The 18,119-nt window shown below is 69.2% G+C and carries 18 protein-coding genes; 13 read left to right on the top strand and 5 right to left on the bottom strand.

Annotation, left to right across the window (positions count from 1 at the left end; all coding sequences use genetic code 11):
* The first annotated feature begins 74 nt into the window (after positions 1 to 74).
* Together ACN27E_RS08780 and ACN27E_RS08775 are read left to right on the top strand one after the other, a co-directional pair.
* Positions 75 to 1,508: a WS/DGAT/MGAT family O-acyltransferase gene (locus tag ACN27E_RS08780; protein WP_422748299.1), complete on the top strand. Its 1,434-nt coding sequence runs from the start codon at positions 75 to 77 to the stop codon at positions 1,506 to 1,508.
* On the top strand, positions 1,508 to 2,908 hold the full coding sequence (locus tag ACN27E_RS08775; RefSeq protein WP_422748297.1) for an FAD-binding oxidoreductase: 1,401 nt from the start codon (positions 1,508 to 1,510) through the stop codon (positions 2,906 to 2,908). The genes ACN27E_RS08780 and ACN27E_RS08775 overlap by 1 nt, the downstream gene beginning before the upstream one ends.
* Here the strand turns inward: ACN27E_RS08775 and ACN27E_RS08770 are convergent.
* Positions 2,865 to 3,119, bottom strand: coding sequence for a DUF2631 domain-containing protein (locus ACN27E_RS08770; protein WP_422748295.1), 255 nt, complete (start codon positions 3,117 to 3,119; stop codon positions 2,865 to 2,867). The two genes, ACN27E_RS08775 and ACN27E_RS08770, sit on opposite strands and share 44 nt — an antisense overlap.
* A gap of 74 nt (positions 3,120 to 3,193) precedes the next feature.
* Positions 3,194 to 4,522: a cryptochrome/photolyase family protein gene (locus ACN27E_RS08765; RefSeq protein ID WP_422748294.1), complete on the bottom strand. Its 1,329-nt coding sequence runs from the start codon at positions 4,520 to 4,522 to the stop codon at positions 3,194 to 3,196.
* Positions 4,523 to 4,607: 85 nt separating this feature from the next.
* Between ACN27E_RS08765 and puuE the strand changes: the two genes are divergently transcribed.
* Both puuE and ACN27E_RS08755 read left to right on the top strand, forming a co-directional pair.
* Positions 4,608 to 5,558: an allantoinase PuuE gene (puuE, locus tag ACN27E_RS08760; protein WP_422748292.1), complete on the top strand. Its 951-nt coding sequence runs from the start codon at positions 4,608 to 4,610 to the stop codon at positions 5,556 to 5,558.
* Between the two features lie 36 nt (positions 5,559 to 5,594).
* Positions 5,595 to 5,729: a hypothetical protein gene (locus tag ACN27E_RS08755; RefSeq protein WP_422748290.1), complete on the top strand. Its 135-nt coding sequence runs from the start codon at positions 5,595 to 5,597 to the stop codon at positions 5,727 to 5,729.
* A gap of 88 nt (positions 5,730 to 5,817) precedes the next feature.
* On the opposite strand, the gene ACN27E_RS08750 is transcribed toward ACN27E_RS08755, so the two are convergent.
* Both ACN27E_RS08750 and ACN27E_RS08745 read right to left on the bottom strand, forming a co-directional pair.
* Positions 5,818 to 6,402 (bottom strand): fasciclin domain-containing protein, encoded by a 585-nt coding sequence (locus tag ACN27E_RS08750; RefSeq protein ID WP_422749722.1) that lies wholly within the window; start codon positions 6,400 to 6,402, stop codon positions 5,818 to 5,820.
* A 70-nt stretch (positions 6,403 to 6,472) separates the two neighbouring features.
* Complete coding sequence (locus ACN27E_RS08745) at positions 6,473 to 7,156, bottom strand: fasciclin domain-containing protein (protein ID WP_422748288.1); 684 nt, start codon at positions 7,154 to 7,156, stop codon at positions 6,473 to 6,475.
* A 183-nt stretch (positions 7,157 to 7,339) separates the two neighbouring features.
* Between ACN27E_RS08745 and dxr the strand changes: the two genes are divergently transcribed.
* The 5 genes from dxr to ACN27E_RS08720 are packed head-to-tail and all read left to right on the top strand — an operon-like array spanning position 7,340 to position 12,585.
* The gene (gene dxr / locus ACN27E_RS08740; RefSeq protein ID WP_422748286.1) at positions 7,340 to 8,554 is read left to right on the top strand and encodes a 1-deoxy-D-xylulose-5-phosphate reductoisomerase; all 1,215 of its coding nucleotides are present in this window, start codon (positions 7,340 to 7,342) and stop codon (positions 8,552 to 8,554) included.
* Positions 8,551 to 9,765, top strand: a complete 1,215-nt coding sequence (locus ACN27E_RS08735) for a M50 family metallopeptidase (RefSeq protein WP_422748284.1) — start codon at positions 8,551 to 8,553, stop codon at positions 9,763 to 9,765. Before dxr ends, ACN27E_RS08735 begins: the two co-directional genes overlap by 4 nt.
* Positions 9,766 to 9,773: 8 nt before the next feature.
* Positions 9,774 to 10,955, top strand: coding sequence for a flavodoxin-dependent (E)-4-hydroxy-3-methylbut-2-enyl-diphosphate synthase (gene ispG, locus ACN27E_RS08730; RefSeq protein ID WP_422748281.1), 1,182 nt, complete (start codon positions 9,774 to 9,776; stop codon positions 10,953 to 10,955).
* Between the two features lie 54 nt (positions 10,956 to 11,009).
* Positions 11,010 to 11,864, top strand: a complete 855-nt coding sequence (locus tag ACN27E_RS08725) for a GNAT family N-acetyltransferase (RefSeq protein ID WP_422748279.1) — start codon at positions 11,010 to 11,012, stop codon at positions 11,862 to 11,864.
* Between the two features lie 34 nt (positions 11,865 to 11,898).
* Positions 11,899 to 12,585, top strand: coding sequence for a GNAT family N-acetyltransferase (locus ACN27E_RS08720; protein WP_422748278.1), 687 nt, complete (start codon positions 11,899 to 11,901; stop codon positions 12,583 to 12,585).
* A 63-nt stretch (positions 12,586 to 12,648) separates the two neighbouring features.
* On the opposite strand, the gene ACN27E_RS08715 is transcribed toward ACN27E_RS08720, so the two are convergent.
* Positions 12,649 to 13,842, bottom strand: coding sequence for an iron-containing alcohol dehydrogenase (locus ACN27E_RS08715; protein WP_422748276.1), 1,194 nt, complete (start codon positions 13,840 to 13,842; stop codon positions 12,649 to 12,651).
* Positions 13,843 to 13,924: 82 nt separating this feature from the next.
* Here ACN27E_RS08715 and ACN27E_RS08710 point away from each other — a divergent pair, with 82 nt between their 5' ends.
* The 4 genes from ACN27E_RS08710 to ACN27E_RS08695 all read left to right on the top strand — a co-directional run bounded on the left by ACN27E_RS08710 (position 13,925) and on the right by ACN27E_RS08695 (position 18,106).
* Positions 13,925 to 14,635, top strand: a complete 711-nt coding sequence (locus tag ACN27E_RS08710; RefSeq protein ID WP_422748274.1) for a FadR/GntR family transcriptional regulator — start codon at positions 13,925 to 13,927, stop codon at positions 14,633 to 14,635.
* Positions 14,635 to 15,564, top strand: a complete 930-nt coding sequence (locus ACN27E_RS08705; protein WP_422748273.1) for an alpha/beta hydrolase — start codon at positions 14,635 to 14,637, stop codon at positions 15,562 to 15,564. The genes ACN27E_RS08710 and ACN27E_RS08705 overlap by 1 nt, the downstream gene beginning before the upstream one ends.
* A gap of 99 nt (positions 15,565 to 15,663) precedes the next feature.
* Positions 15,664 to 17,484 carry a penicillin-binding transpeptidase domain-containing protein gene (locus ACN27E_RS08700; RefSeq protein WP_422748271.1) on the top strand — a complete coding sequence of 607 codons (1,821 nt, stop codon included), beginning with the start codon at positions 15,664 to 15,666 and terminating at the stop codon, positions 17,482 to 17,484.
* 16 nt (positions 17,485 to 17,500) lie between these two features.
* The gene (locus tag ACN27E_RS08695) at positions 17,501 to 18,106 is read left to right on the top strand and encodes a DUF1707 SHOCT-like domain-containing protein (RefSeq protein WP_422748268.1); all 606 of its coding nucleotides are present in this window, start codon (positions 17,501 to 17,503) and stop codon (positions 18,104 to 18,106) included.
* The last annotated feature ends 13 nt before the right edge of the window (positions 18,107 to 18,119 follow it).

The following is an 18,119-nucleotide window of genomic DNA, read 5'->3' as shown; positions in this document are numbered from 1 at the left end:
ATCGGCAATCGGGGGTGCGAAGATCACCGCGGCGGGGTACAAGCTGGCGAGGGCATCGACGGACGGGGTGACAGGTGGAACGACTCAACGGCGTGGATGCGCTGATGCTCTACAGCGAGACGCCCGAGATCCACATGCACACACTCAAGATCGGCATCGTCGACGTGTCCGGACTCGAGGGGACCTACAGCCGCGACCTGTTCCGGCAGATTGCGGCGCCCCGGCTGCTGGCGCTGCCGCCGTTGCGGCGCCAGCTCGTCGAGATCCCGGGCCGGGTGCACCATCCGATGTGGCGGCAGAATCCCGATATCGACTTCGACTACCACGTGCGCTTCGTCGAAGCCTGCGCACCCGGCGGCCGCCGTGAGCTCGACGAGCTCATCGGCCAGGTGGCCAGCACACCGCTGGACCGGTCGAGACCGCTGTGGGAGATGTACGTCGTCGAGGGGCTGACCGGCGACCGGATCGCCATCGTGCACAAAGTGCATCACGTGCTGGCCGACGGGGTGGCTTCGGCCAATCAGATGGCCCGCGCCATCTCACCGGCAGACCCGGAACCCGGTGCCGACGTCGCGACCGGACCCGACCTGGCGCAGGACCCGGTGACCCTGCTGCGCGCCGCAGGCGGTGACCACATGCGTCAGATGCGCAGGCTGCCCGGGCTACTGCGGGCGACCGCGGGCGGCGTGTCCGAGGTACTGCGCCGGGGCCGCGAACGCGAGGCGAACCCCGATCTGGCGCGCAACTTCTCGCCGCCGCAGACGTTCCTCAACCACGTCGTCAGCCCGGTCCGGCGGTTCGCGACCGCACCGCTGGCCCTGCCCGACGTCAAGGACGTCGCGCGCCGGCTCGGGGTGACGCTCAACGACATCGTGCTCGCCACCGCCGCGGGTGCGCTGCGCGAACTGTCGCTGCGCTACGACGGCCGCGCCGACGCCCCGCTCATCGCCGGTGTTCCCGTCGCTTTCGACACCTCACCGGATCGGTTGTCGGGCAATCACTTCAGCTACATCACTCCCTCGATCCCGGTGCACATCGCCGATCCGCTCGAGCGGGTCCGGCTGACCGCGGTCGCCACGGCCATCGCCAAGGAGAACCACCATCTGCTCGGTCCGACGACGATCGCGTCGTGGCTGAACTACCTCCCGCCGCAACTTGTTCCGTCGGTGTTCAGATTTCAGTCGCGGCGCATGGAATCCAGCATGATCATGAACCTGACCATCTCCAATGTGCCGGGGCCGCGGACGCCCGGGCTGATCTCCGGCGCCGCAGTCAACGAGATCTACTCCGTCGGGCCCCTGGTGGTGGGCAGCGGGATGAACATCACCGTCTGGAGCTACGTCGACCAACTGAGCATCTCGGTGCTGACCGACGATCGCACTCTCGAGGACCCGCATGAGGCGACCGATGCCATGGTGCGCGCCTTCACCGAGATCCGCACTGCCGCAGGCGTCGACTCCCCGCCGAGCGAGGTGGACGGCGTCCTACCGCTCGCCGGGGTCGGTTGATGCACGATGACCTGGCCGCCCGCTTGTCGTCGATCGTCGGGGCCGCCGAGGTCGTGAGCGACCCCGATGTGGTGGGAGCGCGCAGCGTCGACTACACCGGCCGGTATCGCGGCCGGGCCGGGCTGCTGGTCCGGCCCGGGTCCACCGGCGAGGTCGCGGCCGTGCTGACCGAATGCCGGGACGCAGGTGCCTACGTCACGGTGCAGGGCGGGCGGACCTCCCTGGTGGCCGGCACCGTTCCCGAACACGACGACGTCCTGCTGTCCACCGAGCGGCTGCGCGCCGTGGAGCCGGTGGACACTGTCGAGCGCAGGGTGCGCGCTGGTGCCGGCGCGACCCTGGCTGCCGTGCAACGGGCCGCCGCGGCCGAGAGTCTGGTGTTCGGGGTCGATCTGGCGGCCCGCGACTCGGCCACCGTCGGCGGGATGGCGTCGACCAATGCCGGGGGGTTGCGGACCGTGCGCTACGGCGACATGGGCGCCCATGTGCTGGGACTGGAGGTGGTGCTGCCCGACGCGACGGTGCTGGTCCGGCGCAGCGAGGTACGCAGCGACAACACCGGCTACGACCTCGGCGCGTTGTTCGTCGGCGCGGAGGGCACCCTGGGGGTGATCACCGCGCTCGACCTGCGGCTGCACCCGGCCCCCGCGCGACGCGTCACAGCGGTGTGCGGCTTCGCCCGCCTCGACGCCCTGGTCGACGCGGGACGGATGTTCCGAGATCTCGCCGATATCGCCGCGCTGGAGCTGATCGACGCGGGGGCGGCGGTGCTGGCCGCCGAACACTTCGACACACCCGTCCCGGTCGCGGGGGACTGGTTGCTGCTCGTCGAACTGGCCGCGGACGCCGATCCCACCGATGAGCTGGCCCGCGCACTGGACGGGCTCGCCCTGTGCGGCGAACCGGCGGTGGGGGTGGACGCGTCAGCGGCTGCCCGGCTGTGGCGGGTGCGCGAGGCGGTGACCGACGTCGTCAGCCTGTTCGGGCCTCCGCTCAAATTCGATGTGTCGCTGCCCCTTTCTGCGATTCCGGGATTCGCCGCGGAGTCGGCGACGTTGGTCGCCGAACACGCCCCTGATGCCGTGCCCGTCCTGTTCGGTCATATCGGCGAGGGGAACCTGCACCTCAACGTCCTGCGCTGTTCACCCGAGGCCGAGCGCGGGCTGTATGCCTCGATGATGTCGCTGATCGCCGCACACGGCGGAAATGTCAGTTCCGAACACGGGGTCGGCACCCGCAAGCGGGACTACCTGGGGATGTCCCGCACCGAGGTGGACATCGCAACCATGCGGGCGGTCAAGAGGGCGCTGGACCCCACCGGCTATCTGAACCCGGCGGTGCTGTTCAGCAGTGTGGCTAGCGGGTCCAACCGCGCTTGCGCAGCCACCAGTCCCGGATGACCCAGCCCACGAGCACCGCGGCGAACCCGATCAGGAACCAGTCCTCGACGTGACCGACATGGTTGCCGCGCATCATCACCAGCAGGAAAGCCGCCCCCAGCAGCAGAGCGGCATGGATCACCCGGGGGTTCTCCTTGCTCCATCCCCAATTCGCGGACGGTACGTCTTCGACGTCGACGCCGGTGTGTCGTTCCACCTCGGTGCTGGCCACGGGGTGCTCCTCACAGTCGGACGGCAGCTGGCCTCATTCTGGCATACGACAGGGCGTCGTAGCCGCTGGGTCACCTAGTCGATCTCCGCGTACCGGCGCAGCGCTTCGGCGCGCGCACTGGCGTGGTCGACGATCGGTGGCGGATAGTCGGCGGGCCGGTCGTCGCCGAGCTTGTGGACGTCGGCCACGCCGGCCAGTTCGGGGACCCACCGTTTGACGTAGCTGCCGTCCGGATCGAACTTCGCCCCCTGGGTCGTCGGGTTGAACACCCGGAAGAACGGCGCGGCGTCGGTACCGCTACCCGCCGTCCACTGCCAGCCGTGCTGGTTGTTGGCCATATCGCCGTCGACGAGCTGGTCCAAGAACCAGCGCGCGCCCCACTGCCACGGCAGGTGCAGGTCTTTGACGAGGAAGGACGCCACGATCATCCGGACCCGGTTGTGCATCCAGCCGATGCCGGAAAGCTGGCGCATCCCGGCGTCGACGATGGGAAATCCGGTGCGACCCTCCTTCCACGCGGTGAACAGCTTCTCGGCCTTGGCGTCCTCGTCGACCTTGATCGCGTCGAAACCCCGGTTCCAGTTCCACCACACCGAGTGCGGCCACTCGTTGAGCACCGATGCGTAGAAGTCGCGGAACGCCAGTTCCCGCAGATAGGCCTGTGATCCTTGGTCGCGGCCCAGGTCGGGCACCATCGTGCGTGGGTGGATCGTGCCGAACTTCAGGTGCGCCGACATGCGGCTGGTGACATCGAGATCGGGGCGGTTGCGGTCGTCGGCGTACCCGCTCAGATCGTCGGCGACGAATCGCCGCCACTGCTCGAGGGCCGCGCCCTCGCCGGCCGGGATGTCCAGTTCGACGCCCCCGTCCGGGATGTCGACACCCCTGCCCACATCGGCGGGATCGATCCACGACGCCGACTTCGGACCGGTCCGCGCCGGCGGCCGCCAGCCATGCTTGCGCCACGCGCCGAAGAACGGGCTGAACACCTTGTAGGGCGTGCCGTCCGCCTTGGTCACCCGGCCCGGCGACACCAGGTAGGGCGAGCCGGTGGCCTGCAGTGGCACATCCGCCAGGGCGGCGCGCACGGCATCGTCACGCCGACGCCCGAACGGGGTGAAGTCCTCGGAGACGTGGACCGCCGAGGCTCCGATCTGCTTGACCACCGCGGGGATCCGCGCTTCCGGACGGCCCCGGGTGACCAGCAGACGCCCGTCGAGGCTGTCCCGCAGATCCCGCAGCGCGTCGTGCAGGTACTGCAACCGCCTGGGCCCCGACGACGCATGCAGACGGGGATCGAGGACGTAACACGCCAGCACCTGCCCGTCGGCCGCGGCCGCGTCGGCCAGAGCGGGCAGATCGTGCAGTCGCAGATCGCGGCGGAACCACAACACGGTGGGCATGTCCATGGTGCTGCCCGGATTCGCCGGCGGGGAAACCGGCGCGACGCTGACAGAAACGTGACCGGTTCCCTGCCAGAATCGGGGCATGCCTTCCAGCCGTGACACCGACTATCCGCGCGACATGGTCGGGTACGGGCCGCATCCCCCCGATCCGCAGTGGCCGGGTGATGCACGCATCGCTGTGCAGTTCGTCCTCAATTACGAGGAGGGTGCGGAGAACAACGTCTTGCACGGCGACCCCGGATCGGAGACGTTTCTATCTGAAATTGTTGCTGCACAGTCTTTTCCAGATCGACACATGAGCATGGAGTCGCTGTACGAGTACGGTTCGCGAGCGGGTCTGTGGCGCGTTCTGCGGGTGTTCGACCGCCGCGGGCTGCCCCTGACCGTTTTCGGCGTCGCGCTGGCGCTGGCCCGCAACCCCGAGGCGGTGGCCGCGTTCACCGATCGCGGCGATGAGATCGCCTGCCACGGTCTGCGTTGGATCAGCTATCAGGACGTACCCGCGGAAGTCGAACGGGCCCACATCGCCGAAGCGGTCGAGCTGCTCACGCAGATCACCGGGAGCGCCCCGCTCGGCTGGTACACCGGCCGTGACTCGCCGAACACCCGACGGCTGGTGGTCGAGCACGGTGGTTTCGTCTACGACGCCGACTCATACGCCGACGATCTGCCGTATTGGACCCAGGTCGACGGGCGTGATCACCTGGTGGTGCCCTACACACTCGACACCAACGACATGCGGTTCGCGATCGCCGGCGGATTCCCCAGCGGGACCGACTTCTTCACGCATCTGCGCGATGCGTTCGATGTGCTCTATGCCGAAGGCGTCGCAGGCTCCCCGAAGATGCTGTCCGTCGGTCTGCACTGCCGCCTCGTCGGTCGGCCGGCCCGCACGGCGTCGTTGGAGCGCTTCCTCGATCACGTGCAGTCCCACGAAGGGGTCTGGATCACCCGCCGAATCGACATCGCGAAGCATTGGATCGGCCGATTCCCGCCGCCCCCGACGGAGACGCTGAAGGGCGCTCCCAGATAGTTTGCTGTGAGTCGCCATCCGTCGGCTCGTAGCGCGGTGACCGCTGCCAGCTGGTGGCGGCCGCTCGTCGCCGCGCCGGCCGCCCCGTACGCGCCGGTGTACGGGATGGGGCTGGTCGGCTTCCTGTTCCTACGGCGCCGGAAGCGTCAGGAGGCCGATACGGAGGACTGAGCACCCTCCGGAACCACCCCGGAAGACGAGGATCCCCCGCACGGATGGGGGCCAGGTGCGGGGGATCCTCTGTCTCGGACGTCGGGAACTACGCCGACGGCGGCATGAGCACGGTGTCGATCAGGTACACGGTCGCATTCGCGGTCTGGACACCGCCGCAGACGACCGAGGCGTCGTTCACCATGAGGTGATCAGGCGTTCCGGTGACCGTGACGTCGGCGCCCTGCACCGTCTTGTGGGTGCCCACGACATCGGCGGGAGCGGCCTGACCCGGCACGACGTGATAGGTCAGGATGCTGGTCAGCAGGGCCGAATCCGTCTTGAGTGTGTCGATCGTCGCCGGATCGATCTTCGCGAACGCCTCGTCGGTCGGGGCGAACACGGTGAACTGGCCGCCGTTGAGGGTGTCGACCAGGTTCACGTTCGGGTTGAGCTGACCGGAGATCGCCTTGCTCAGCGTGGTGAGCATCGGGTTGTTCGACGCGGCCTCCGCGACCGGCGCCATCGACATACCCTGCACCGATCCCGGCCCGTCGGGCACCTGCGCGGCGTAGGCGGCGCACCCCGGACCCACCGGGGCGGCGGCGGCGGTCCCGGCCGACCCCAGTGTCAGGCCGAACGCCGCCACCGCTGCGAAGCCGGCACCGGCCACTCGCTGTGCATTGACAGTCATCATCGTTGATTCCTTTCGTCGTGCGGTCGACATGACCGCCGATCGGGTTGTGGGAGTGGTGTTTTCGAGATCAATTCGCGGGCGGCATCAGCACGGTGTCGATCATGTACACGGTGGCGTTGGCGGTCTTCACCCCGCCGCACACCAGCCCGGCGTCGTTGACCTTCAGATCGTCGCCGGCCCCGGTGACGTTGACCGAGGAGCCCTCGACGGTGACGTGGTCGCCGGCCACCGCGTCAGGTGCGGCCTGACCCGGAACGACGTGGTAGGTCAGGATTTTCGTCAACAGATCCGAATCGGTCTTCAACGTCTCGAGTGTGGCGGGGTCGATCTTGGCGAAGGCGTCGTTCGTGGGCGCGAACACCGTGAACTCGCCGCCGTTGAGGGTGTCGACCAAGTTGACGTTGGGATTCAACTGACCGGAGAGTGCTTGGCTGAGTGTGCTCAGCTGCGGGTTGTTCGATGCGGCCACGGTGACCGGGTCGGCGGCCATACCCGCGACCGAGCCCGGGCCTGACGGCACCTGTTCTGCGTATGCGGCGCAACCGCTTCCGATCAGGCCCGCCGCGGGATCAGCAGCCGGTGCCGGTGCGGCCGAAGACGTCTCCGTCGCGGATTGGACCGCCGAACTGGCGGCGCTGGTCGCGGAGGAGACAGTGCTCTCGGCCTCTTCGCTCGAGCAGGCGGCGGCGCCGAAGACGGCGACGGCGGCGAGGCCGGCGACGGCGAGTGACTTCCGGTGAACTGTCGTCATTGACTGGTATCCCTTCGTCGAGCGGGCCCGAGTGCCCGTTCTGGTGCTGACACAGGTGATTCCCCGCGGATCGCTCGACGGATGGGCCCGCGCGGCGCATGTCACAGACGCGTCACGGATTCGGCGCGGTCCGGGGACCGGGCGGGATGGGTCCCCATCGGCCGATGACGGCACAATGAACGGGTGAATCGGCAGACCGAGCCGGGTGAGCGCACCCGCGTGCTCATCCTGGGCAGCACCGGCTCCATCGGCACCCAGGCCCTGGAGGTGATCGCCGCCAACCCCGGCCGCTTCGAGGTCGTCGGGCTGGCGGCCGGGGGCGGCAACCCCGACCTGCTGGCCCGCCAGCGGGCGCAGACCGGCGTCCGCCGGATCGCCGTCGCCGACGAACGCGCCGCCGAACAGATCGGGGACGTCACCCACGCCGGACCACATGCGGTCACCCGACTGGTCGAGGAGGCTGCGGAAACGACCGGCGTCGATGTGGTGCTCAACGGGCTGGTGGGCGCCCTGGGTCTCGAACCGACGTTGGCCGCCCTTGCCACGGGTGCCCGGCTGGCGTTGGCCAACAAGGAGTCCCTGGTCGCGGGCGGGCCACTGGTGCTCAAGGCCGCCGCCCCGGGCCAGATCGTGCCGGTCGACTCCGAACATTCAGCCATGGCCCAGTGCCTGCGCGGCGGTACCGCCGAGGAGGTGGCCAAGCTGGTGCTCACCGCGTCCGGCGGGCCGTTCCTGGGCTGGTCGGCGAGCGACCTGGAATCGGTCACCCCGGAGCAGGCCGGTAAGCACCCGACCTGGTCGATGGGGCCGATGAACACGCTCAACTCGGCGACACTGGTCAACAAGGGGCTCGAGCTGATCGAGACCCATCTGCTGTTCGGTGTCCCTTATGACCGTATCGACGTCGTCGTACATCCGCAGTCGATCGTGCACTCGATGGCCACCTTCACCGACGGGTCCACGCTCGCCCAGGCGAGCCCACCCGATATGAAGTTGCCGATCGCGCTCGCCCTGGGCTGGCCGGAGCGGGTGCCCGGGGTGGCCGCGGCCTGCGACTTCACCACCGCCTCCACCTGGGAGTTCCTTCCCCTCGACGACGAGGTGTTCCCGGCCGTTCGGTTGGCCAGAACCGCCGGTGAGGCCGGCGGGTGTTTGACGGCGGTGTACAACGCGGCGAACGAGGAGGCGGCCGCGGCGTTCCTGGCGGGGCGGATCCGGTTCCCGCAGATCGTCGACACCGTCGCCGACGTGCTGCGCGCTGCCGATGCATGGCGGGCCGAACCGGCTACCGTGGAGGAGGTGCTCGAGGCCCAGCGTTGGGCGCGCGAGCGGTCCCGGTCCGTGCTCGAGCGGCTCGGCGGCCAACACGGTTCGAGTAAAGGGTTGATCACCAGATGATGTTTGCGCTGGGCGTCGTCGCGTTCGCACTCGCGATCCTGGTGTCGGTGGCGCTGCACGAGTGTGGGCACATGTGGGTGGCACGCGCCACCGGGATGAAGGTGCGGCGCTACTTCGTCGGCTTCGGGCCGACGGTGTGGTCCACCCGCCGGCCCAACCGGCTGGGCAGCACCGAGTACGGCGTCAAGGCCATTCCGCTCGGGGGGTTCTGCGACATCGCCGGCATGACGTCGGTCGAGGAGCTGGTCCCCGAGGACCGTCCGTACGCGATGTTCCGGCAGAAGGTCTGGAAACGGGTCGCGGTGCTGTTCGCCGGGCCGGCGATGAATTTCATCATCGGCCTGGTGCTGATCTACGCCATCGCGGTCATCTGGGGGTTGCCCAACCTCAACCCGCCGACCTCAGCGGTCGTCGGACAGACCGGGTGTGTGGCCGCCCAGATCAGCAAGGACCAGATGGCCGACTGCACCGGGCCGGGACCTGCCGCCGAAGCCGGTATCCGCTCCGGTGACGTGATCGTCCGGGTCGGTGACACCCCGGTGTCCACCTTCGACGAGGCGCGGGTGGCGTTGCAGAAGGCGTCCGGGCCGACCCCGATCGTCGTCGAACGCGACGGTCAGGATCTGACCACGGTGGTCCAGGTGACCCAGACCCAGCGACTGACCGGGGACAACGGCGAGCCCACCACCGTCGGGGCCATCGGCATCAGCGCCGCCTCGTTCGGCCCGACCCAGTACAACGCGCTGACCGCGGTGCCCGGCACGTTCGCCTTCACCGGCGATCTGGCGGTCGAACTGGGGAAGGCGCTGGCCAAGATCCCCACCAAGATCGGCGCCCTGGTCCACGCCATCGGTGGCGGCGAGCGCGACCCCGAGACTCCGATCAGTGTGGTCGGGGCCAGCATCATCGGCGGCGAGACCGTCGACGCCGGACTGTGGGTGGCGTTCTGGTTCTTCCTCGCTCAGCTGAACTTCGTGCTCGGGGCGGTGAACCTGATCCCGCTCCTGCCCTTCGACGGCGGCCACATCGCCATCGCCGTCTACGAGAAAGTCCGCAATATGATCAGGTCGGCGCGCGGCAAGGTGGCCGCGGCGCCGGTGAACTATCTCAAGCTCATGCCGGCCACTTACGTAGTCTTGATCGTGGTGGCCGGATACATGCTGTTGACCGTGACAGCCGATCTGGTCAACCCGATCAGCATCTTCCAATAGGAGAAGCCATGACTTCCGGCCCTGTCATCGGGCTTGGTCTGCCGGTGCCGCCCCCGCCCACCCTGGCGCCGCGGCGTAAGACCCGACAATTGATGGTCCGCGATGTCGGCGTGGGCAGCGATCACCCGATCGCGGTGCAGTCGATGTGCACCACCAAGACCCACGACATCAACGCGACGCTGCAGCAGATCGCCGAGCTGACCGCATCGGGCTGCGACATCGTCCGGGTGGCCTGCCCCCGGCAGGAGGACGCCGACGCGTTACCGGTGATCGCGAAGAAGTCCAAGATCCCGGTGATCGCGGACATCCATTTCCAGCCGAAGTACATCTTCGCCGCGATCGACGCGGGGTGCGCGGCCGTCCGCGTGAACCCGGGCAACATCAAGGAGTTCGACGGACGGGTCAAGGAGGTCGCCAAGGCCGCCGGTGACGCCGGCATCCCCATCCGGATCGGTGTCAACGCCGGATCGCTGGACAAGCGGATCATGCAGAAGTACGGCAAGGCGACACCCGAGGCGCTGGTCGAATCCGCGCTGTGGGAGGCGTCGCTGTTCGAGGAGCACGGCTTCGGTGACATCAAGATCAGCGTGAAGCACAACGATCCGGTCATCATGGTCGCCGCCTACGAATTGCTGGCCGCGCAGTGCGACTATCCGCTGCACCTCGGGGTCACCGAAGCGGGACCGGCGTTCCAGGGCACCATCAAATCCGCCGTGGCGTTCGGCGCGCTGCTGTCCAAGGGCATCGGCGACACCATCCGCGTCTCGCTGTCGGCCCCACCCGCCGAAGAGGTCAAGGTCGGCAACCAGATCCTCGAATCGCTGAACCTGCGCCCGCGCGGACTGGAGATCGTGTCCTGCCCGTCGTGCGGCCGCGCCCAGGTCGACGTCTACACCCTGGCCAACGAGGTGACCGCGGGTCTGGAGGGCATGGACGTCCCGCTGCGTGTCGCGGTGATGGGCTGTGTCGTCAACGGCCCCGGCGAGGCCCGGGAGGCCGATCTCGGTGTCGCGTCGGGCAACGGCAAGGGTCAGATCTTCGTCCGCGGTGAGGTCATCAAGACCGTGCCCGAGGCGCAGATCGTGGAGACCCTCATCGAGGAGGCGCTGCGCATCGCCGAGGAGATGGGCGTAGCGGACGCCGACGGCGAGTCAACTGCCACCGGTTCGCCGGTTGTGACCGTAAGCTAGGACCCGACGCGGTGATCCGCCTCACCGCCTCGGATCCACCAGAAAGCAGTCACGATGTCGGCTCCGCCGCTCTCCCGCCTCGCCGACGGCCGACGGGTCTCGGTGGTGCGCGATGTCGCCGCGGTGCGACGCGTCCTCGACGACGATCCGATCGGATCATGCATGGTGGCCTCCCGGGTTGCCGACCACGGTGTGGAGCCCGGCGCGATCGGGGGGGAATTGTGGACTCGCCGCCACGCCACCGATTCGCTGTGTTACGCCGGCGCGAACCTCATTCCGCTGCGCGGCACCCCATCGGATATGCGCGCCTTCGCCGACAAGGCGATGAGCGCCGCGCGGCGCTGTTCGTCGTTGGTCGGGCACGCCGACTTCGTCATGCCGATGTGGCGGCGCCTCGAGACGGTATGGGGGCCTGCTCGCGACGTGCGCGACGACCAGCCGCTGCTGGCGTTGAACGCCGTACCTCACGAGCACATCGACGCCACGGTGCGACCCGTACGCATCGAGGAACTCGACGCCTACCTGGTCGCGGCCATCGACATGTTCATCGGTGAGGTCGGGATCGATCCACGCATCGGTGACGGCGGCCGCGGATACCGGCGTCGGGTCGCCAGCCTGATCGCCGCGGGCCGGGCCTGGGCCCGCTTCGAACGCGGCGAGGTGGTCTTCAAGGCCGAGGTCGGTTCGCAGTCACCCGCGGTCGGGCAGATCCAGGGCGTATGGGTGCACCCCGACCGGCGCGGCCACGGGTTGGGAACCGGCGGTACCGCCGCGGTGGCGGGTGCGGTGGTACGCGGCGGACGCATCGCCAGCCTCTATGTCAACAGCTACAACTCGGTGGCACGCTCGACGTACGCGCGGATCGGCTTCGACCAGGTAGGCACCTTCGCGACGGTGTTGCTGGACTGACGGTGGCCCTCGAGGCGGGGTCTAGGCTGCGGTGATGACCGATCTCGACGACGCCGCCGCCGACCGCACCGACCGCCGGGTCGCCCGCCGTGAGATCGCCGATGCGCTGGTGCGGGCGCTCGAGCGCCGCCACGAGGTACTCGACGTGATCGTCGCTTCGGAGGACTACGACGCGGCGATCGACAACATCGCCGCGTTGCTCGGCACGTCGCCGGAGTGCGGTGAGGCGGTGCTGCGGCTGTCCTTCGACCGGCTCACCAAGGTGGCGCGCCGCCGGATCGCGACCGAACTCGAGGACCTCAACAACCAGCTGAGCTACACGATGGGCGAGCAGCAGCCGCGTCCGGCCGAACGCGTCGTGCTGCGGCCGTTCTCGGCCGCGCAGGACCGGGACGTCTTCGCCGCCCGCACGCGGGACGTCGGCGCTGCCGGAGACGGTTCCGGCGCGCCCGCCGGGGACCTCGACGACGAGATCCGCGCCGCGATCAACCGGGTGGAGGCCGAGGAGGCGGTGTGGCTGGTCGCGAGCGTCGGAGCCCGCAAGATCGGCATGGTGTTCGGCGAACTGGCCGACGGGGAGGTCAACGTGCGGATCTGGATCCACCCCGACCACCGCAAGAGCGGTTACGGCACCGCGGCACTTCGCGCCTCGCGGTCGGAGATGGCCGCCTACTTCCCGGCGGTGCCGCTGGTGGTCCGAGCTCCCGCGGCCGGCGGCTGACCGGCGCAGCGCGCCGGCCGTTACGGGCCCGGATCAACTCGCCGGCCGGGGTGGCACCGATCTCTATCGAACCGTCGCCGCGATGCGGCGGCGGGGTGTGTCGAGGGCGTCGGCGAATGCGCTGCGGACCTCGGCGCGCTGCCACGGTTGCGGTGACATGGTGATGAAGTAGTCGGCCAGCGCGGCGTCGGTGAGGTCGTCGAGATCGGCGTCGGTCAGACGCAGGTCGGCCAACACCGGGAAATGCAGTTCGTCGAGCAGGTGGCGAACCGCCGTCACCAGCCGGCTGCCGTCACGGGAGCCGTCGTCGGGCAGGCCCCAGGCATCGGCGATGCGCTCGAGACGTTCGGGGACCACCCGGCGTTCCCGCTCGAGGGTCTCGGCCAGCACCACGCCGATGGTCAGACCATGGGGCGCACCGGTCCGACCGCCGATGGCCTGTCCGAGGGAGTGTTCGGCGGTGCAGTCGGAGATGTTCATCGCCAGACCCGCCATCATGGCGCCACAGGCCATCTGCTCTCTGGCCTGCGCGTCGTCGCCGCTCCGGTAGGCGCTGACCAGCGACCCGCTGATCAGCCGGACCGCTTCGAGCCCGATCGCGTCACCGATCGGGGTGCGGACCTTGGCGATGACCGAAGCCATCGCCTGGGCCAGGGCGTCCACGCCGGTGTTGGCGGTCATCGCCGGGGGCATGCTCCAGGTGAGCACCGGGTCGACCACCGCGTACTGGGCGCGCAGATTCGGGTGGGCGATGCCCGCCTTGCGCCCGGTGGCCGGATCCGACACGACCGATCCGCCGGAGACCTCCGAACCGGTCCCGGCGGTGGTCGGTACCGCGATGAGCGGCAGCATCGGAGCCGGATACCGGCGGTCGGATTCGAGGAACCGGCCAAACGTCATCGCGTGCTGATGGCACAACCGCGCCGCCTTGGCGGTGTCGATCACCGAGCCGCCGCCCAGTGCGACGATGGCGTCGACGGGTTCGGCGGCCAGGCGGGCGGCCGCGGCGTCGACCATGTCGATCGTCGGTTCGCCGGCCGGCTTGTCCCAGCGCACGACGGTGCGCACGCCATCGGCCAGCGTCGCGAGCACGGTGCCGGCGGCTGCGTTGTAGACCTCGATGTCCGCATCGGTGACCACCAGCACCCGGGCGGCCGCAATGCTGTCGAGGAGTTCGGGGAGGCGCAGCGCGGTTCCGTCGCCGAAGGAGACGCGGACCGGCAGGTGGTTGGCGAACGGTCCGATGCTTTCGATCACGGTGCTCCAATCGGAAATACGTCTTGGTCTTATTTTCATACCATCAGACCGGCTGTCCGTAAACCGTTATCCTTCACTCGACATGTCCGACGATTACCTTCTCCGCCCCCTGGACACCGCACCGGCCTATGCGGCGGTCGTCGACCGCGTCCGGCGCGCGGTCGCGCTGGGTGTCCTGCTACCCGGAGAACGGTTGCCCGCCGAGCGGGCACTGGCCGAAGGGCTGGGCGTCTCGCGGGTCACCGTCCGCGAGGCCCTACGGGTACTGCAAGGTGAGGGACTGCTGATCACCAGGCGCGGCGGAACCGTCGTATCGCCGACGGCCGCAGCGCTGGAGAGCGTGCAGGACGACGAAGAGTACGGCCGACGGATCGGTGACGTGTTCGAGCTCAGGCTGGCCGTCGAGGCGATGGGTGCGGCGCTGGCCGCCGAGCGCGCGAGCCCCGCGGACGTTACCTGGCTCGACGGCTGTCAGGCCGAGCTGACCCGCAGCGGCGATGTGCACGAGTTCCGCCGCGCGGATTCGGGGTTCCATCTGGCCGTGGCACGCATGAGCGGGAACGCGTTGCTCGTCGAGGTGGTGGAGGATCTGCGCGCCGCGGCGTTCTCGAGGACCGACCGCGACGACCTCGCCCTGATCCACGAGTCGTCCGTCCGCGGGCACGCCGCCGTCATCGCCGCGATCCGCGACCGGGACCCCGGTGCCGCGTCGACCGCGATGACCGCGCATCTGCAGGAGGCGCGCGCCGAGATCGACGCCGTCCTCGTCGAGCGCCGCCGGTCCGCCCGCTGATGCCCATCGACCCGGTCGCCCAGCGCCTTCTCGATGACGCCCGCGCCAGCGGGCGCCCGAACGCCCATCTGCTTTCGGTGTCGGTGGCCCGGCAGAACTTCGAGGAATCGTGCACCCAATTGACCCGCCCGGCGGTGCATCGCGTGATCGACACCGCCATCCCGACGCGCGACGGGCGGTCGATTCCCGGGCGGCTGTATCTGTCCGGTCCGGATGCCGCGCCGCCGTTGACGGTGTATCTCCACGGCGGCGGGTGGCTACTCGGCAGCATCGACAGCCACGACGTGACCACCCGGTTGCTGGCGAACGCCTCGAGGGCCGCGGTGCTCTCGGTGGGCTATCGCCGGGGGCCCGAGGCGAGGTTTCCGACGGCGGTCGACGACGCCGTGGACGCACTGGCCTGGGCCGGTGACCCGGCGTCCGGGCTCGGGGTCGACCACCGTCGCCTCGCCGTGGCCGGTGACAGCGCGGGGGGAAATCTCGCCGCCGCGGCCGCGCTGCAGGTCCGCGACGCCGGTTCGGTCCCGCTGCGCCACCAACTGCTCGTCTATCCCGTCACCACCACGGATCTGACCCGCGGTATCGACCCCGCCTACGACGGGGTCGTCCTGGAGCGCGACGAACTGCAGTGGCATCAAGACAACTATCTGGCCGATCCCGCCCAAGCGGGCGACCCGCGCGTCGACCTCCTCGGCGCCGATGTGGCCGGTCTGCCCGAGACCACGATGGTGCTCGCCGAATGCGACCCCATCCGCCCGCAAGGCGAGCTGTATGCGGCGGCGCTCGAAGCGGCCGGGGTGCCGGTGGGCCGTCATGTCGGGCCGGGCATGGTGCACGGCTTCTTCGGGCTCACCGAGATCTACCCGTGCGCGGCCGAGGCGATGACCTACGCCGGTGAACGGCTCGCCGAGGCGTTCGGTCGACCGTGAGGCGATGGGGGCCACGCGACCGGCGACGACCGCGCGATAACGAAAGCGTCTCGGTGCGCCTCCCCGGAATTCCGAACCACACTCCTAACATCAGCCTCAATGGCAACTCGAATCACAGCAGCAACACGGGTCACCGGATTGCTCACGGTGGTGACCGTCGCGAGCAGCCTGGCCCTGTCCGGCTGTACGCCCAAACCGAACGGACCCGAACCGGCGGCCGAGGAATTCTTCGCCGCCCTGTCGACCGGGGACACCGGCGCGGCGGCCGAACTCGCCGACCGGCCCGCTGACGCGCGTGCAGCGCTCAACGAGGCCTGGGCGGGTCTGCAGGCCACCCACCTCGACACCCAGATCCTCGGCTCGAAGTACACCGAGGACACCGGCAGCATCACCTACCGGTACACCTGGCACCTGCCCAAAGACCGGCTGTGGACCTACGACGGTCAGCTGAACATGGTTCGCGACGAGGGCCGGTGGGAAGTTCGTTGGGGCGCAACGAATTTGCACCCTCGACTGGGTGAGAATCAGAAGTTCGCGCTGCGCGCCGACCCGCCGCCACGGGCGTCGGTCAACGAGCGGGGCGGCACCAGTGTGCTGATTCCGGGGTTCCTGTACCACTTCCAGCTCGACGCCAAGGCCGCCGGAGGCGAGCTGATGGCCACCGCCCGCGCCGTGGCCGACGCGCTGCGTCCCTTCGATCCCGGATTCGATGCGCAGCGGTTGGCCGAACAGGCCAGTTCGACCGATGGGCCGATGAGTCTCATCACCTTGCGTCAGGCCGATCACGACCGGGTCGCCGGTGTGCTGCAGCAGCGACCGGGGGTCGTCATCACCCCGCAGCCGGCCATGCAACCCACCGACGACCGGTTCGCCCCCGCGATCATCAACCAGATCAAACAGGAGGTCTCCGACGAACTCGACGGCCGTGCTGGCTGGCGGGTGGTGACGGTCAACCAGAACGGCGTGGACGTCGACGTGCTCAACGAGGTGTCGGGCGATCCGGCCCCGTCGATCACGATAAGCCTGGACCGTCAGGTGCAGAACGCCGCCCAGAACTCGGTGAACTTCACCGACAAACAGGCGATGATCGTGGCGATCAAACCCTCGACCGGTGAAATACTCGCTGTCGCACAGAATCCCGCGGCCGACCGGGACGGTCCGCTGGCCACGATGGGCCTTTATCCGCCCGGCTCGACCTTCAAGATCGTCACGGCGGGCGCGGCTATCGAGCGCGATATGGCAACGCCCAACACACTTCTCGGATGCCCCGGCCACTTGGACATCGGCCACCGCACCGTGCCCAATTACGGCGGGTTCGATCTCGGTACCGTCCCGATGTCGCGGGCCTTCGCCAGCTCGTGCAACACCACCTTCGCCGAACTGGCCAGCCGGATGCCGCCACGCGGGCTGACGGCCGCGGCCGCCCAGTACGGTCTCGGCCCGGACTATCGCGTCGAAGGCATCAACACGGTGTCCGGCTCGGTGCCGCCGACGGTCAATCTCGCCGAACGCACCGAGGACGGATTCGGCCAGGGAAAGGTGCTGGTCAGTCCGTTCGGGATGGCCCTGGTGGCCGCGACGGTGGCGGCCGGACACACGCCGGTGCCGCAGCTGATCGAGGGCAGGCAGACCGTCGTCACCGGAGATCGCACTCCGATCTCGCCGAAGATGGTGGATGGTCTGCGGCCGATGATGCGCCTGGTGGTCACCAACGGCACGGCCGACGATCTGGCGGGCGCGGGCGACGTGCGGGGGAAGACCGGCGAGGCGGAGTTCGCCGGCGGCTCGCACTCCTGGTTCGCCGGCTACCGCGGGGACCTGGCCTTCGCGGCGCTGATCGTGGGCGGTGGCAGTTCGGAATACGCGGTGCGGATGCTCAAAGGCATGCTCGAGGGTCTGCCGGACGGTTACCTGACCTGAGTAACCTGGGGTGGCTATGACGACCCCGGCCGACAATGGCGACCCCACGCCGATGCGCATCTCCGACGCGGATCGCAACGGGACCCTGCGGCGGCTGCACAACGCGGTCGCGCTGGGCCTGCTCGACATCGACGAGTTCGGTGAACGCTCGGCGCGGGTGTCGCAGGCGCGGATGCGTGCGGATCTCGACGCGCTCGTCGAAGACCTCCCCGGACCCGGCGCCATCGTCACCTCGGCGACCGACCGGGTCGAATTGCGCGGCGTCCTCGGCTCGCTGAAACGCCAGGGGGAGTGGACGGTTCCGACGCGGCTGGCGCTGCACCGCCGGATGGGCTCCATCGATCTGGACCTGACCCGGGCGCGATTCGCCGGGCCTATCGTGGTGATCGAGCTGGACCTCATGTTCGGCGGGCTGAACCTGCGGCTGCCCGACGGCGCGAGCGCCTCGCTCGACGACGTCGAGGTGGTCGTCGGCAGCGCGACCGACCATCGCAGGGACGCGCCGGGCGAGGGTCGCCCCCATGTCGTGCTCACCGGAAAGGTGGTCTGGGGTTCGGTCGACGTCCGCGGTCCGCAGACCGGATGGTTGCGCCGGCCGCGGATCCTGGGCGAGCGGGGCTGACGTCAGCCGGTGC

Source organism: Mycobacterium sp. WMMD1722, assembly GCF_049315205.1.
Taxonomy (GTDB): Bacteria; Actinomycetota; Actinomycetes; order Mycobacteriales; family Mycobacteriaceae; genus Mycobacterium.
This window is presented reverse-complemented; position numbering and strand designations above follow the sequence as displayed.

Excerpts from the sequence above, each read along its gene's own strand:
- ACN27E_RS08775 (WP_422748297.1), top strand. The coding sequence starts at position 1,508 with ATGCACGATGACCTGGCCGCCCGCTTGTCGTCGATCGTCGGGGCCGCC.
- ACN27E_RS08765 (WP_422748294.1), bottom strand. The coding sequence starts at position 4,522 with ATGCCCACCGTGTTGTGGTTCCGCCGCGATCTGCGACTGCACGATCTG.
- puuE (WP_422748292.1), top strand. The coding sequence starts at position 4,608 with ATGCCTTCCAGCCGTGACACCGACTATCCGCGCGACATGGTCGGGTAC.
- ACN27E_RS08750 (WP_422749722.1), bottom strand. The coding sequence starts at position 6,402 with ATGACTGTCAATGCACAGCGAGTGGCCGGTGCCGGCTTCGCAGCGGTG.
- ACN27E_RS08745 (WP_422748288.1), bottom strand. The coding sequence starts at position 7,156 with ATGACGACAGTTCACCGGAAGTCACTCGCCGTCGCCGGCCTCGCCGCC.
- ACN27E_RS08735 (WP_422748284.1), top strand. The coding sequence starts at position 8,551 with ATGATGTTTGCGCTGGGCGTCGTCGCGTTCGCACTCGCGATCCTGGTG.
- ispG (WP_422748281.1), top strand. The coding sequence starts at position 9,774 with ATGACTTCCGGCCCTGTCATCGGGCTTGGTCTGCCGGTGCCGCCCCCG.
- ACN27E_RS08725 (WP_422748279.1), top strand. The coding sequence starts at position 11,010 with ATGTCGGCTCCGCCGCTCTCCCGCCTCGCCGACGGCCGACGGGTCTCG.
- ACN27E_RS08720 (WP_422748278.1), top strand. The coding sequence starts at position 11,899 with ATGACCGATCTCGACGACGCCGCCGCCGACCGCACCGACCGCCGGGTC.
- ACN27E_RS08710 (WP_422748274.1), top strand. The coding sequence starts at position 13,925 with ATGTCCGACGATTACCTTCTCCGCCCCCTGGACACCGCACCGGCCTAT.
- ACN27E_RS08705 (WP_422748273.1), top strand. The coding sequence starts at position 14,635 with ATGCCCATCGACCCGGTCGCCCAGCGCCTTCTCGATGACGCCCGCGCC.
- ACN27E_RS08700 (WP_422748271.1), top strand. The coding sequence starts at position 15,664 with ATGGCAACTCGAATCACAGCAGCAACACGGGTCACCGGATTGCTCACG.
- ACN27E_RS08695 (WP_422748268.1), top strand. The coding sequence starts at position 17,501 with ATGACGACCCCGGCCGACAATGGCGACCCCACGCCGATGCGCATCTCC.